This is a genomic window from uncultured Bacteroides sp., from assembly GCF_902491285.1.
Classification (GTDB): Bacteria; Bacteroidota; Bacteroidia; order Bacteroidales; family Bacteroidaceae; genus Bacteroides.
In genome coordinates this window covers 1-15866 of sequence record NZ_CABUHK010000103.1, presented here as the reverse complement: position 1 = coordinate 15866, position 15866 = coordinate 1, and the positions used below count along the sequence as shown (strand labels likewise).

Below are 15866 nucleotides of genomic sequence, written 5' to 3'. Positions count from 1 at the left end.
GAGCATAACCTTGCCAAGGTTAGGGTCGCGAGTTCGAGTCTCGTTTTCCGCTCTTGTTTCTTTGAAATGATGGAACTAAGTTTTGCCCAGGTGGCGGAATTGGTAGACGCGCACGTTTCAGGTGCGTGTGTCGAGAGGCATGCAGGTTCGAGTCCTGTTCTGGGCACCAATCTTTCAGATTACTACTGGATGAAGAAATTTAGTTTGCGGAAATAGCTCAGTTGGTAGAGCATAACCTTGCCAAGGTTAGGGTCGCGAGTTCGAGTCTCGTTTTCCGCTCCATATAGATACGAGGTTGTCAGTCGATAAGATTGGCAACCTCTTTTTTTTGTATTATATTGGAAGTTTACCGGACGATTTTATCAATAAATTGGATGGAAAAGCGTAATTTTGCAACTGAAAAAATCAATGTACTCCCCCCAAAAAAGAGCGTCATTGATTCCACAGACCTATAATTAATTTAATAACAGATGATATGTTAACACAAATCATTAATGCACGCATCCTGACCCCGCAAGGCTGGCTCAAGGATGGGTCGGTTCTTATCCGCGACAATAAAATTCTGGAAGTAACCAATTGTGATCTTGCCATTATCGGTGCCAAACTGATTGACGCCAAAGGTATGTACATTGTTCCCGGTGGAGTGGAAATCCATGTTCATGGCGGTGGCGGAAGAGATTTTATGGAAGGTACGGAAGAAGCTTTCCAAACTGCTATCAAGGCTCATATGCAGCACGGTACTACCAGTATTTTTCCCACTCTTTCTTCTTCCACGATTCCTATGATTCGCGCGGCCGCGGAGACTACCGAGAAAATGATGGCGGAACCGAATAGCCCGGTGCTCGGACTTCATCTCGAAGGACATTATTTCAATATGGCAATGGCAGGCGGGCAGATTCCTGAAAATATTAAAGACCCTGACCCTGAAGAATATATCCCGTTGCTCGAAGAGACGCATTGTATCAAGCGTTGGGACGCAGCCCCGGAGCTTCCGGGAGCCATGCAGTTCGGCAAGTATATCACGGCAAAAGGCATATTGGCATCGGTTGGACATACCCAAGCGGAGTTTGAGGATATACAGACGGCTTATGAGGCAGGATATACCCATGCTACCCATTTCTACAATGCCATGCCGGGATTCCATAAACGGAAAGAGTATAAATATGAGGGTACGGTAGAAAGTATTTATCTGATTGACGATATGACGGTGGAAGTTGTGGCGGATGGTATCCATGTCCCCCCGACGATTCTGCGTCTTGTCTATAAAATAAAGGGAGTGGAGCGTACTTGCCTGATAACGGATGCGCTGGCTTGTGCGGCGAGTGACAGTCAGACGGCTTTCGATCCGCGTGTGATTATCGAGGATGGGGTTTGTAAACTGGCAGACCGTTCCGCTTTGGCGGGAAGTGTGGCGACAATGGATCGCCTGATTCGCACGATGGTACAGAAAGCGGAGATTCCATTGGCAGATGTGATAAGGATGATTTCCGAGACGCCTGCCCGCATCATGGGAGTGCTGGACCGTAAAGGTACGCTCGAGCGTGGTAAGGATGCCGATATCATTGCTTTGGACAAAGACCTGAATGTAAGGGCTGTGTGGGCAATGGGACAACTGGTGGAAGGTACCAACAAACTGTTTTAAATCCTAATAAAAAAGAAGACTATGTTAACTCAGATAATAAACGGAAGAATACTTACCCCGCAAGGCTGGCTGAAAGATGGCTCCGTATTGATTTGCGATGGAAAAATATTAGAGGTGACCAACAGTGACCTGGCGGTTATCGGTGCAACGGTGATTGATGCCCGCGGGATGACAATCGTGCCGGGATTTGTAAGCATGCATGCGCATGGCGGTGGCGGGCACGACTTTACCGAAGCGACGGAAGAGGCTTTCCGTACGGCAACTACCGCTCATTTGAAGCATGGCGCTACCAGTATGTTTCCTACTTTATCGTCCACTTCTTTCGAAAGGCTTTATCAGGCTGTCGATGTTTGCGAAAGTCTGATGCAGGAGAAAGATTCTCCTATTCTCGGTCTGCATATCGAGGGCCCTTATCTGAACCCTAAGATGGCAGGAACGCAGTATGACGGTTTCCTGAAAATGCCGGATGAGAGTGAATACATTCCTTTATTAGAACATACTTCTTGCATCAAGCGTTGGGATATCAGCCCGGAATTGCATGGTGCGCATGATTTTGCGAAGTATACCCGTTCGAAAGGAATTATGACCGCTGTGACACATACCGAAGCCGAGTATGATGAAATTAAGGCTGCATATGCGGTAGGATTTACTCATGCCGCACATTTCTATAATGCGATGCCAGGTTTCCATAAACGTCGTGAGTATAAATATGAAGGTACGGTGGAAAGCGTATATCTGACGGATGGAATGACGGTGGAAGTGATTGCGGACGGTATTCACCTGCCGGCTACTATATTGAAACTGGTGTATAAACTGAAAGGTGTGGAGAATACCTGTCTCGTAACGGACGCTTTGGCTTATGCCGCTTCTGACGGGACTGTGCCGGTTGACCCTCAGTATATTATTGAAGGTGGAGTATGCAAGATGGCAGACCATTCTGCGTTGGCAGGCAGTTTGGCTACGATGGATATACTGGTGCGTACGATGGTGAAGAAAGCGAATATACCTTTGGAAGACGCTGTACGCATGGCTTCCGAGACTCCCGCCCGTCTGATTGGGGTAAGCGACCGAAAAGGGGCGCTGGCCAAAGGAAAAGATGCCGATATTGTGATTCTTGACAAGGAATTGAATGTGCGTTGTGTCTGGTCGATGGGAAAGATTGTTCCGGGAACTGATATCCTGTTGCACAAATAACGGTTGAAATCACACAGGCGCGGATTAGCAAATAGCGTCTGAAATAATATAGGCACGGATTACGCGGATAACACGGTTCTGATAAACTAAAACCGTGTAATCCGTGCAATCCGTGCCTAAAATATATACTTATTGTAAAAGCAAATGTTTCAACGTATCATATATTATGAAAGCAAACTGGTTTCTATCAATTCTTTTAATTGCGCTTTATTCATCGTACCGAGTTTCATGGTCGGTTTGCCGTCTTTGGTGCAAAGCAGCAGATTGGGAATAGTACGGATATTGAATGCGCTTTCCAGTTCCGGTTCCTGGTCGACATCTATCTTATAAATATCTAATCTCCCTTCGTATTCTTTCGCCAACTGGTCTAATATGGGTGACAACGCTTTGCAATAGATACACCACGGTGCATGAAAATCTACCAGGCAAGGCTTGTCTCCTTTAAATTCCCATTGGTTGGGATACCCTTTGAAGTCAGCCACTTTTTCTACGAAACTATCTTTATTCAAATCTTCTATTTTCATAACTTTAATTATTTAGGGGTTAGTGTTTATCTTTTCACTTTGCAAAGATAGGGACACTTATAGAATGAACGGATAGCTATTTTTCCTATTGGCTTTTCAATATTTCCTTTCTGTTGTTTTTTGTTTTTGTATTTGGCGAAAGAAATCCGTCCAACATTTAAGTGTTTCTTATTTCTGAATTGTATTATATATAAACAATAGATATGCTATGAAAATAAATCATTTAGTCGGAGCTTTTCTGTGTGTGCTGGGATGTTACTCGTGTAGCAGTCCGAAAACAGAGGTCAAATCACCGGACGGCCATATTAAAATGTCCTTTACAGTAGACGAAAACGGCAGGCCACTCTATAACGTTTCAGTGGGTGATTCATTATTCATTGAAAATTCGGTGATGGGCTTCACGGAAGGCAACGGAGTTGCCCTGGCGGACGGTTTCCAAATAAAAAGTACAACTTTCGACAGCAAGGACGAGACTTGGACGCAGCCTTGGGGAGAGAATAAGACGAACCGGAACCATTATAATGAAATGGCAGTCAACCTGACCAACGGAAGCCAGGTGGAACTGACCCTTCGTTTCCGTGTATTCGATGATGGAGTAGGATTCCGCTATGAATACAACGTCCCCACGGCAGATTCATTGATGATAACCGATGAGCTGACTACGTTCCGTTTCCGTCAGGACGGTACTTCATGGTCGATTCCCGCCAGTGCGGAAACTTATGAATTACTTTATAAGCAGCAACCTATCTCCGAAGTCGAAACGGCAAATACGCCTTTCACATTCAAAACAGCGGACGGTGTGTATGGAAGCATCCATGAAGCGGCTTTGTATGACTTCTCCGAAATGACTTTGAAGCAGGCGGGAAATTATACGTTGAAAGCGGAGCTTACCCCGTGGCCTGACGGTATCAAGGTGCGCAAAGGCAACCATTTCACTACTTCCTGGCGTACCATCCAGATTGCTCCCGAAGCTGTGGGGTTAATCAACTCTTCACTGATTCTGAATCTGAACGACCCTTGTGTACTGGCAGCTACCGACTGGATTCGTCCATTGAAATATGTCGGAGTATGGTGGGGGATGCATCTCGGTGTAGAAACCTGGAAGATGGACGAACGCCACGGTGCCACTACCGTCAACGCTAAAAAGTACATTGATTTTGCAGCCGCCAACAACATAGAAGGTGTCCTGTTTGAAGGCTGGAATGAAGGTTGGGAAAGTTGGGGCGGTATGCAGAACTTCGACTTTACGAAACCTTATGCCGATTTTGATATTGACGAGATAGTCCGTTATGCCAAAGAGAGAGGCATTGAAATCATCGGACATCATGAGACAGGTGGAAATATTCCGAACTATGAGCGCCAAATGGATAATGCCATGCAATGGTACACCGACCACGGCATTACTATTCTGAAAACCGGTTATGCAGGAGCTTTCCCGAACGGGCTTTCACACCACGGACAGTATGGAGTCAACCATTATCAGAAAGTGGTGGAAACGGCTGCCCGCCACAAAATGACACTGGATGCGCACGAACCGATCAAGGATACCGGTATCCGTCGTACATGGCCCAATATGATGACTCGTGAGGGTGCGAGGGGGATGGAATGGAACGCATGGAGCGAGGGCAACCCGCCGTCTCATCATGTGATGCTTCCTTTTACCCGCCTGTTGTCCGGACCGATGGATTACACTCCGGGCACTTTTGATATCCTGTTCTTGCAGACCAAAGATTCTCCCCGCCGTCAGAAATGGAATGACCAGGATAAGGGAAACAGCCGTGTGAATACCACCTTGGCAAAACAGATAGCCAACTGGGTGATTCTGTATTCTCCTCTGCAAATGGCTTCTGATATGATTGAACATTATGAGGGGCATCCTGCTTTTCAGTTCTTCCGCGATTTTAATCCGGATTGTGACGAGTCGAAAGCATTGGCCGGTGAACCGGGAGAATTCATAGCAGTTGTACGCAAAGCAAAAGGCAACTATTTCCTAGGAGCTGCTACTGACGAAAAGCCACGTACATTGGAAATAAAACTGGACTTCCTGGAATCGGGCAAACAGTATAAGGCCACTATCTATGCTGACGGAGAAAAGGCGGACTGGAAAACGAACCCTACGGATTATCAGATAACGGAACAAACGGTGACTTCCGAAAATGTGCTGACTGTACGGATGGCTGCCGGCGGTGGACAGGCTGTTTCATTCATGCCGCTTTAATTCGGAACAAATAGAATATTAGATTAGGTCTATTATAATGGGGATAGGTTTAGTTTTTGAGGTAAAAAGATTGTCAGGAAGATAAGGAACTAAAAGATTGTCAGGAAAATAATAGGTCTAAATAAAGTTGGTTAAGAGGTTAGAAAAAACGGTGGACGGCACTTATGGCTGTCCACCGTTTTTATTTTTATCTTATGATTTGTGATGCCACTGTGTTATCCTTTCGCTTCCTGATACATGAAGCGTTTGATTGACTTCTTCGCAGTTTTTTCAAATTCCTCAAAATGGATTTTTATTTTGCTTATCTGTGAGTAGTTGGGAAGTTGCTGGTTCAGTTCGATACGGTTCTGTTCCATCACTTTCTGAATATCTGCTTGCTGCAATCCGTGGGCAAAGGCGTCATCGAAATCTGGATAGATAAGAGCTACCAGTTTCTCATGCTGCAAAACGATTAGGGATTCCGCAACATACGGCAGATTGTTCAGTTTGCTTTCAATCTCTTCGGGATAAATGTTTTGTCCGCTCGAAGTGAGAAGCAGATTTTTGCTGCGGCCACGGACGGTTACATATCCTTCTTCGTCAATAGTGCCGAGGTCGCCCGTATGCAGCCAGCCGTGCACATCGATAATTTGTGCGGTAGCTTCGGGGTTCTTGTAGTATCCCAGCATCATATTCGCTCCTCTGCAAATGATTTCTCCGGCATGCGTTTGGGGATCCGGCGAATCAATCTTTACTTCCATGCGTGTCGTTGCTTTTCCGCAAGAAGCGAGTTTCAATGTTTCCCAACGGCTGGAGCAGATAATCGGACCACATTCCGTCATGCCGTAAGCGATGGTATAAGGGAATCCTATTTTTTTGAGGAAGGCTTCCACCTCAGCGTTGAAAGGGGCACCGCCGATAATGATTTCATCAAAGTTTCCACCGAAGATTTCCATAGCAGCCTGACGTGCCAAAGACTTGATCTTATCGTTAACGATAGGCACTTTGAGCAGCAACTTACCGATTTTACTGTCTACTTTGGGCAGGATATCCTTCTTTATAATCTTTTCTACAATCAAGGGTACACAGGAAATTACTCTTGGCTTAAGTTCCGCAAAGGATTGGGCAATGATTTTCGGAGACGGCATACGTGTCAGGAAGTAAATATGTGCACCTGCCGAGAATCCGTATAGGAAATCGTAAACCATACCGAACACGTGTCCCATGGGAAGCATGGAAACAATATTGTCTCCCGGTTTGACAGGAAGCATTTCGAAACAATAAGTTACGTTCGACCAAATACTGCGATAGGGGAGCATGACTCCTTTTGAATAACCCGTAGTGCCCGAAGTATAATTGATGATAGCCAGTTCTTCCGGTCTGTCTTTCCGGTAGCAGATATGTTCCGGACGGAAATTCTTGGGATACCGCTGTCCGTAAATGGCGTTCCGGTGTTCGAAAGCATAAGTTAGCTTTTCGTTTCGTGATACCAAAGCGGAAAAGTCTGTCAGTAAAGCAATGCCTTCCAGTAAGGGCATGGCATCTTCGTTCAGATTTTCCCACGCCTGGTCGCCCACAAAAAGCAGTTTGGCTTCGGAATGGTTGACGATATTATGAATATTGTCCGCCTTAAATTCGTGTAAAATAGGCACGATAACAGCTCCATAAGTGATAGTTGCTAAGAAAGTAACTGCCCAGTGGGCACTGTTGCGTCCGCAGACTGCTATTTTATCTCCAGGCTGGATTCCCGCACTTTCCAGAACGATGTGAAATTTAGCGATTTTACGCGCTACGTCTTTATATTGAAGGGTGATTCCTTTATAGTCAGTTAAGGCATCTTTGTCCCAATTGTTGATGATGCTTTGCTCAATATAATCAATGAACTGATGTTCTTGTTCCATTCGATTTTTGCACATTTAGTTTAAAACTGCGCAAATTTAATATTTCATAACTGCAACCCGAACTTTAAATTTAAGTTTTACGGTTAATTAACGGAGGGTTTCCGAACATTTTTTCCGGTTTACTGTCGGGCTTTTTTTGTTTCTTCCTTCTGATTTATTCATTGATACGTCTGAAGTGTTGAGGATGTGTCGGATAAATTAACTGTTTGGATAATATAAATCAGGCACGTATTACACGGATTTCACGCTTTTTGTTTGATTAGAACCGTGTAATCCGCATAATTTCGTGCCTGAATATTTAGTCATAAAAGACTCCTGGCAAATCTTTTCAGGTGTTATGATTCTGATTCTTCTTCTCTGGACTTCTCGGAAATGAGCAGGAGTTTATCTCCTTCATGCAATTTCAGTGTTCCGTTGGGAATCAGGAATTCATCTCCACGTTTCACAATCATTACCAGTGTACCTTTGGGGAGATTCATATCTTTCAGCGTATCTGCTTCTTCCAGCATTGCCCGGGTGACAGTCATGTCGCTAAGGTCGGAGTCTATTTCTTCCGGCAGTTCGACACCGAAGTCGTTGCCTGTCTTCTCCAAAGGCTCGGAGAGATGCAGCAAACGTGCTACGAAAGAGATGGTGGTGCCCTGTATGACCAGTGAAACGATAGTAATGAAGAATACGATATTGAAGATGATATTCGAGCCTTCGACTCCTGCTACTACCGGATAGGTGGCGAAGATAATAGGAACCGCTCCGCGCAATCCTACCCAGGACACGAAGAAACGTGATCTCATTGTGATTTTCCGGAACGGGAGCAAGCAGAGGAATACACTTAGCGGACGACCGATGACAATCATAAATACACCGATTAGCAAGGCTACGACTGTCACTTCCAGCATCTCATGCGGATTGACAAGCAATCCCAGGCAAAGGAACATAATGATTTGGAACAGCCAGGTCAGTCCGTCCATGAACGTATAGATTTCCTTACGATGCATGATTTTGTTGTTTCCTACCATTATACCGGCGATATATACAGCCAGGTATCCGTTACCTTTCAGCAAGTCGGTGATGGAGAAAGTAAAGAAGACAAAAGCCAATAATAAAATAGGGTATAACGCCTGGTTGTCGATATTGAGTTTATTCAGCATCCGGATAGCCAGTTTGCCGAGGATATATCCGGCAGCGGCACCTACAATAAACTGAATGAGAAAGGACACTGCGATAGCGCCGACTCCCATGCCTGCCGATTGGATAAATTGTATCAGGACAATGGTGAGCATATACGCCATCGGGTCATTACTTCCGCTTTCCAGCTCCAGCATAGGACGAAGATTATGTTTTAAGTTCATCTTCTGCGAACGGAGAATGGCGAATACCGAAGCCGAATCCGTAGATGACATAGTGGCGGCCAAAAGCAGGGAAGTGGTGATAGGTAAATAAATGTTTGTCCAACTCATGCCGGACAGCCACCAGATAAAGAGTCCGGTGAAAAGAGCCGTAAGCAAAACTCCGACAGTGGAAAGCACTATACCGGGTCCCAAAATGGGCTTTATCTCTCTGAATTTCGTATCCATACCACCCGAGAACAGGATGATGCTCAAGGCGACCATACCGATAAACTGTGCCTCTTTGGCATTATGAAACTGGAGTCCCAGACCGTCGCTTCCGAATATCATTCCCACTACAAGGAATAGTAATAGGGTGGGTACTCCGAAGCGGTATCCGGTCTTTCCAACGACAATGCTGACGAAAAGTAAGATAGAACCGATAAGTAAGGTGTTTTCTGCTGTAAATATCATAGGCAATATATTATAAAGTTATAAAATTGTCGTATTGGTTTTCACTGTGCGAAGTTACGCATTATTAACAACAAATAAAACCTTTGTTTGGATGTATTTTTCGTAAAAAAGGTAGTTAAATTGTCTGAAAAGATTCATTCTACATTCAATTATCCATATTATGCTGTATATAAAAACAGGCTCGAATCATACAGATGGTATCATTCGAGCCTGAACTGTTAAGGTTTAGAACTGAAAGTCTTGTTTACGACAAGAACTTCATTATATCTTCGTCCACACTGCTGATAGTGCCGATTCCGAACTGTTCAATCAATACATTCTTTACATTCGGTGAAAGGAAAGCCGGAAGAGTAGGGCCGAGGTGGATATTCTTCACTCCCAATGCCAATAGGGCTAACAATACGATAACAGCTTTCTGCTCATACCAGGCAATATTATAAACAATAGGAAGTTGGTTGACATCGTCCAAACCGAAAATTTCTTTCAGCTTCAGCGCGATGACTGCCAGTGAGTAACTGTCGTTGCATTGTCCGGCATCCAATACACGGGGAATACCATTAATATCGCCCAAAGCCAGTTTGTTGTACCGGTATTTTGCGCAACCGGCAGTCAGGATAACTGTGTCATTCGGTAACTTTCGGGCAAATTCCGTATAATATTCACGGCTCTTCATACGTCCGTCGCATCCTGCCATCACAAAGAATTTGCGGATAGCTCCGCTCTTGACGGCATTTACTACCTTATCAGCCAGCGCTGTCACCTGTGCATGGGCAAATCCGCCGACAAGTGTCCCGTTTTCAATCGCTACGGGCGGTTGGCATTGTTTGGCATGGGCAATCAGTGCGGAGAAGTCTTTGGGCTTTCCGTCTTTACGTTCGGGGATATAGTGTGCACCTTCCAGACCACAGGCTCCTGTGATATAGATAAGGTCTTTGTAGGTAGCGTTCGCACGTGGGGGAACAATACAGTTGCTGGTAAACAGGATAGGGCCGTTGAAACTTTCGAATTCTTCTTTCTGTTTCCACCAGGCATTACCATAATTCCCTGCCAGATGTTTGTATTTCTTCAATTGGGGATAGTAATGTGCGGGAAGCATTTCGCTATGCGTATATACATCTACTCCCGTGCCTTCGGTTTGTTCCAACAATTCTTCGAGGTCTTTCAGGTCATGCCCGCTGATAAGGATGCCCGGATTGTTGCGGACACCGATATTAACTTCGGTGATTTCAGGGTTTCCGTAGCTGCTTGTATTGGCTTTGTCCAGTTGGGCCATGGCGGATACGCCATGTTTGCCTGTTTCCAAGGTTAGTTGTACCAGTTCTTCCACCGTAATATCATTACGGGTTAATTCTGCCAATGCGTGTTGCATAAAGGCGAATATTTCCGGTGATTGGAAGCCCAGGTTGTTGGCATGCTCCACGTAAGCCGCCATTCCTTTCAGTCCGTAGTGTACCAGTTCCTTCAGTGAACGGATATCTTCGTTTGGAGTACGAAGTACGCCTACGGTCTTCGATTTCTCTTCAAATTCGTCTTCGCTGCCATCCCAAAGACATTCGTCGGGGGCATTTTCAAGAGTTACCTTGCTGCCGAGTTCTTTTTTCAATTTCAGTCCTTCTTTGATTTTCCGCGTGATGGCTTCTTTGTCAAAGTTGGCGTTGGTAATAGTGATAAATAAGGCATCGTAGATAAATTTGTCCGCTTCTTCGGAAGGATGTCCTTCCTTGCGCAGATGTTCGTTGTAGACAGCGATTCCCCGTACTACGAAGAGCAACAGGTCTTGCAGGTTAGCCACTTCAGATGTTTTACCGCATACTCCTTTCAAGGTACAACCTGTACCCATTGCAGTCTCTTGACATTGATAACAGAACATACTCATAACTTTTACGTTTTAATTAGTTTTATAGTTTATTGAACGCAAAAGTAGGGGAAAGGTTGAACGTAATTCTGTAACTAATGTTACAAGGATGAATCTTTTTTTATCTCTTTTTCCGGATTTCTTATTGAATCAGCCGGATAAGCGATTCTTTTTGAAGAATCGTGATGTGTTTACGCTCGGCTATAAGCAGGCCGTCTTCCTGCATATGCGCCAATTCGCGTGCGAGGGAAGGGCGCGATACTCCGAAATAATCGCTCAACTCTTGTTGCGAGCGGTCGAGGGTGATATGTAACTGTTGCTGTTGCTTATGTAGCCGGAGCAGATAGGAAGCCAGTTTTTGGCGAATTGTCTTGAATGACATAAAGAAGAGCTTATCCGATAACGTGCGTGCATAATTGGCGGAGAGGTTCATATAATTTTCCAAAAACTGTTCGTTTTTGCGGAACAGGTTCAGGACGCTCGATTTTGGAAGTTCGATTACTTCCGTCGGTTCATTGGCAGTCACTTCCACCGGAAAACGGTTCTCTTCTCCAAACAGGAACAAAGGGGCTAGGGCTCTTGGAGAGGCTATGTCTTCCACTTTGACAAGACGTCCCGAATAGTCAATCATTTCCCCGCGAACACTTCCTTTTGTCAGGATGACAAGGCGGTTGCACACATCTCCCTGGCGTGCTAGGATTTCCCCTTTCTTATAAGAACGGGCGTGAAAACTGATTGCTTCCAAATCGGCGGAAAGTCTTTCAGGAGTAATCCCCCGGAATAACGGATTATTGGTAAGTGCAGGTATCATAATTGGGGCATTGTTATATATAATTGGGATATTGTTATTTGAATTTTAAAACAAACTTGGTTTCTTTGTCCGGCAGTAGCGTAAGGCTTCCACCCGAAAGGCGCATAATCTGGCGCGAGATGCTTAACCCGATTCCGCTGCCACTTTCTTTGGTGGTAAAGAATGGGATAAATATATGTTCGGCTATCTCTGGCGGGATTTCGGGGCCATTATTCTTTATTTCAATCAGTACCTCTTCCGCGTCATTGCAATAAGCCAGGATTTCAATTCTTCCGTCCGGCTGTTTGCCGATAGCTTGAATGGCATTCTTCAGGAGGTTGATGACAACTTGGGAAATCAGGTTCTCGTCTGCATGTACTATCAAATCCGCAGGAGAAATTTCCATGTGGAAGAAAATATTATCGCATGGGTTCTGATGGCGGGCAAGTTCGATCATTCTCTCTATAAATGCCTTTACATAAAATAAAGAGGGCTCGGGAGTCGGTATGCGTGTGAATTGCCGGTAAGATTCTACAAAAGAAAGCAAGCCTTTTCCGGTCGCGCTGATTGTTTGCAATCCATGATATATCTCTTCGTCTTTCTCTTCCGACATGGAAAGGAGAGTGTCGCAAAGTGAGGTGATGGGAGTTACCGAGTTCATGATTTCATGGGTGAGTACACGTGTCAGACGAATCCATGAATCGATTTCCTTTTCATCCAGTTCGGTATTGATGTCGTTCAGAGCCAGGATGCGCAGATGCTCTTTGTGCACGTTAATTTCTGAAACACGTATGGAGAGGTTGACCGTTCCCCGTTCATTGTGGAAAGTTATCTGCAACTTGTCGCCGGGACGGCAATTCTCTATCTTGTCCATCAATACGGCATCTATCTTACTTAATTGGCGGACATGCGTAAATATGTTCAGTCCGAGAAGCCGCAGGGCTTCTTTGTTTTTCTGATACACGGCTCCGTTGTCATTGAGCACTAACAGTCCGGTACTGACAAAATCCAGAATCAGTTCATAATATTTCTCCTGCTGTGCCGTTTCTGCCTTTACATTATATAAGATATGTCCCACCCGGTTGAGCCCGGCATTAATTTGCCTGCTTTCCGCTGTTCCGTCTTCTTCGGGAAATCGGAAGGAGTTATCATTATTCTCCAAAGCGTCAATCATGAAAAGCACTTGCTTGACATGATGGCGATAGAGCCGGATTTGCCATAGGATACTCAGAATTAGAAGAATTGCAGTGCTGCCGAATCCTATAAAATCTTTTTGAAAGGCAAACCAGGCAGTCAGCAGACAGGCACAGACGGTTAGTGCTATTCTGAACCAATACCGGTAGCTAAGTTGCCGGAAAAACTTTCTCATAATCTGATTTTTTATAATCCGAACTTTTTCATCTTGTTATAGAGAGTCTGCCTTGTTATTCCCAGTTGGCTGGCGACAGCCGACAGGTTTCCTGCGCAAGCGTCCAGGGCTTTCCGTATCATCTGTATTTCCATCTCTTCGAGCGTAGATATACTTTTCTCCTGAATCCCTGTGCGCGGTGGTATTGATAATTGAAACAATTCGGCAGGAATCAACGGATTGTCATTAATGATGACGGCTTTTTCAATCACGTGTTCCAACTCGCGGATATTACCATACCAGGGATGCGCTGTCAGTTTCTCTTTAGCGTCAGGCGTAAACTTCATCAGAGCCTTGTCGTATTGCTTGCAGAAGCGTACGGTAAATCTTTCCGCAAGTGGTATAATATCCTCTTTCCGTTCCCGTAAGGGTGGTATTTCTACGTGAATGGTATTGATGCGATAGAGTAAATCTTCCCGGAACTCACCTTTGCCCACCATCTCTTGGAGATTCCGGTTTGTAGCGCATATCAGACGGATATCAATAGGAACAGGAACATTGCTCCCTACACGTACGATGCTCCGGCGTTGGATGGCAGTCAGCAGCTTGGCTTGCAGATGATAAGGCAAGTTTCCTATTTCATCCAAAAACAGGGTGCTTTTGTCGGCAGACTCGAATTTGCCTGTACGGTCGGTGTGTGCATCCGTGAAAGAACCTTTTACATGCCCGAAAAGCTCACTTTCAAACAAGGACTCTGTGATAGTCCCCATATCAACGGCAATCATTTCTTTATGTTTCCGGTTGGACAGGGAATGAATTTCACGTGCCAGCATTTCCTTTCCCGTTCCGTTCTCACCGGTTATGAGGATATTGGCATCGGTGACGGCAACCTTTTCAATCAGCATACGGAGTTGCTGCATCACTTTGCTTCCCCCCCAATACATAGCCGGATGAACAGGTTCTTCTTTTATGTTCGCCTTCTTCTCGCGAAGTGTAGATGCGGCTGCCGTTTGTAGGGTGGCTACTAACTTTTGGTTATCCCAAGGCTTCACGATAAAGTCGGTAGCCCCTTCCTTAATTCCCCGGATAGCCAGTTCAATATCCGCGTAAGCGGTAAAAAGTACGACCGGAAGTTCCGGGCGTACTTTTTTTATTTCATGCAACCAGAACAGACCTTCATTGCCGGTATTAATGCCTGATGTGAAATTCATATCCAGCAATATTACTTCCGGTTTCTCTTCACGTATGGCACTTGCCAGTGTGACGGGAGAGGAGAGTGTGACGACTTTTGAGAAATAGTTTTTCAGAAGGATTTGTACTGCGGTCAGCACTCCCTTGTTGTCGTCTACAATGATGATTGTTCCTGATTTACTCATTTTCGTGTAAGTTTGTAAAGCGCAAACTTACGAAAAAAGTAGTTCATAATTCAATATTTGATTTCAAAATTGAATTTATAGCCATTGGAACTTTAATCCGAAGGACAGGCTCAAATAGTCACGAGGGCGTAGGTAACTGTTTTGTACGGCACTAATCAGATAAAGGTCACAAGTGCTTATTTCATAAAAGAATGTCACAGACTTAGCTAGAAATCTGCGTTGCGGGTCAATATCATAAGTCAGCCGTTGCCCCATAAAAACATGGAAACGTACTTTGTTTGAGAAGCCATAGTAACCTTTTGGATAACGGTCGGGTTCATTTACCCAAAACTGGTCTCCGAATACCGTGTTCATATAAAGACCGCAGGTGAGCGGTTCCGTAGAGAATCCTTTTCCAATGTTGATGCTCCAAGGCATATAATTCTGCTTGAGCGTCATTGTCACTTTGGCTTTCTTTGAAGAGTATTTCGGAATAAATCCGACCAATAAATCCGTTTCCCATTGATTCCGCTTTCCATAATCCCACCCTGTGCCGAAGGAGAGCAAACCCATGTTTCCGGCATATTGTATTTTTGAATGAGTAGGGATAATCTTTTCCCAGTTTCTGCGGAAGCGGTGAACCCGGTTATCGTAACGGGTGCGTTTCACTTCTTTGGGCGTGGCAGGCAATATGGATTCCGCTTTGTATGTGTCTATGACAGTATCTGTCTTGCAAGTGGCTGAAATCAGGCCGGGGAGCGGGAGAAGTACTGACAGCACTCCTGCCCGTAAGATATATTTAGTATTTAACCAGTTCATATTCGTACTTTTCCGGGGTTATGGTAAAGAGCAGATAACTGCGGCAATCCATGCAGTCACTGGTGATATAATGTATTCCATCGTCAAAAATCACATCATCCCGATGATGATGGGTGTGGGCGGCCGTGCAGAATTGTATTCCCGGATATTCGGTGACATAACGGTGAAACACTCTGGCTACATTGTCATTGAACACGTCCGTATAGGGACGCGCATGCATGCTAATCACGGTCTTTTCAAACTCGTCACGCCTATTTTTTATCTCTTGCTCCATAAAGGTGAAATTCGGAACGGGTTCGGAGTAATCATATTCCAGTGCATTGGTATTCAGGCAGACAAACTTCACATTGCCCGCGATGAAAGAGAAATTGGTGGGGCCGGGTTCTTCGTCAAATTTGGTGGTAATCTCTTTTTTATTTCGATGGTTTTCCTCTTCTTCTTC

At 44.9% G+C, this 15866-nt stretch carries 11 protein-coding genes, 2 tRNA genes and 1 pseudogene; 5 read left to right on the top strand and 9 right to left on the bottom strand.

The features are described from left to right. The first annotated feature begins 84 nt into the window (after window positions 1-84). The 4 genes from RDN93_RS19560 (at window position 85) to nagA (RDN93_RS19545) (ending at window position 2836) form a co-directional block, all read left to right on the top strand. Window positions 85-169 (top strand) — tRNA-Leu (locus RDN93_RS19560). A 37-nt stretch (window positions 170-206) separates the two neighbouring features. Beyond that, window positions 207-282 (top strand) — tRNA-Gly (locus RDN93_RS19555). 193 nt (window positions 283-475) lie between these two features. Further along, window positions 476-1642: an N-acetylglucosamine-6-phosphate deacetylase gene (gene nagA / locus RDN93_RS19550; protein WP_308747042.1), complete on the top strand. Its 1167-nt coding sequence runs from the start codon at window positions 476-478 to the stop codon at window positions 1640-1642. 21 nt (window positions 1643-1663) lie between these two features. Continuing rightward, a complete protein-coding gene (gene nagA / locus RDN93_RS19545) occupies window positions 1664-2836 on the top strand; it encodes an N-acetylglucosamine-6-phosphate deacetylase (RefSeq protein WP_308747041.1) in 1173 nt (390 codons plus the stop codon). 164 nt (window positions 2837-3000) lie between these two features. On the opposite strand, the gene RDN93_RS19540 is transcribed toward nagA (RDN93_RS19545), so the two are convergent. Next, window positions 3001-3360, bottom strand: coding sequence for a thioredoxin domain-containing protein (locus tag RDN93_RS19540; RefSeq protein WP_308747040.1), 360 nt, complete (start codon window positions 3358-3360; stop codon window positions 3001-3003). Between the two features lie 208 nt (window positions 3361-3568). Between RDN93_RS19540 and RDN93_RS19535 the strand changes: the two genes are divergently transcribed. After that, window positions 3569-5578, top strand: a complete 2010-nt coding sequence (locus tag RDN93_RS19535) for a glycoside hydrolase family 97 protein (RefSeq protein ID WP_308747039.1) — start codon at window positions 3569-3571, stop codon at window positions 5576-5578. 215 nt (window positions 5579-5793) lie between these two features. Here RDN93_RS19535 and RDN93_RS19530 read toward each other — a convergent pair whose 3' ends face one another. The 8 genes and pseudogenes from RDN93_RS19530 to RDN93_RS19495 all read right to left on the bottom strand — a co-directional run. Beyond that, window positions 5794-7458: a long-chain fatty acid--CoA ligase gene (locus tag RDN93_RS19530; RefSeq protein ID WP_308747038.1), complete on the bottom strand. Its 1665-nt coding sequence runs from the start codon at window positions 7456-7458 to the stop codon at window positions 5794-5796. Between the two features lie 335 nt (window positions 7459-7793). Beyond that, window positions 7794-9257, bottom strand: a complete 1464-nt coding sequence (locus RDN93_RS19525; protein ID WP_308747037.1) for a potassium/proton antiporter — start codon at window positions 9255-9257, stop codon at window positions 7794-7796. 244 nt (window positions 9258-9501) lie between these two features. Then, window positions 9502-11133 (bottom strand): hydroxylamine reductase, encoded by a 1632-nt coding sequence (gene hcp, locus RDN93_RS19520; RefSeq protein ID WP_308747036.1) that lies wholly within the window; start codon window positions 11131-11133, stop codon window positions 9502-9504. A gap of 121 nt (window positions 11134-11254) precedes the next feature. Then, a complete protein-coding gene (locus RDN93_RS19515; RefSeq protein WP_308747035.1) occupies window positions 11255-11923 on the bottom strand; it encodes a Crp/Fnr family transcriptional regulator in 669 nt (222 codons plus the stop codon). 34 nt (window positions 11924-11957) lie between these two features. Beyond that, on the bottom strand, window positions 11958-13271 hold the full coding sequence (locus RDN93_RS19510; RefSeq protein WP_308747034.1) for an ATP-binding protein: 1314 nt from the start codon (window positions 13269-13271) through the stop codon (window positions 11958-11960). An 11-nt stretch (window positions 13272-13282) separates the two neighbouring features. Next, window positions 13283-14626: a sigma-54 dependent transcriptional regulator gene (locus RDN93_RS19505; RefSeq protein ID WP_308747033.1), complete on the bottom strand. Its 1344-nt coding sequence runs from the start codon at window positions 14624-14626 to the stop codon at window positions 13283-13285. Window positions 14627-14701: 75 nt separating this feature from the next. Next, window positions 14702-15424, bottom strand: coding sequence for a hypothetical protein (locus RDN93_RS19500; protein ID WP_308747032.1), 723 nt, complete (start codon window positions 15422-15424; stop codon window positions 14702-14704). Then, a pseudogene (locus RDN93_RS19495) lies at window positions 15405-15866 on the bottom strand (hypothetical protein); the annotation flags it as partial. The gene RDN93_RS19500 and the pseudogene RDN93_RS19495, both read right to left, overlap by 20 nt.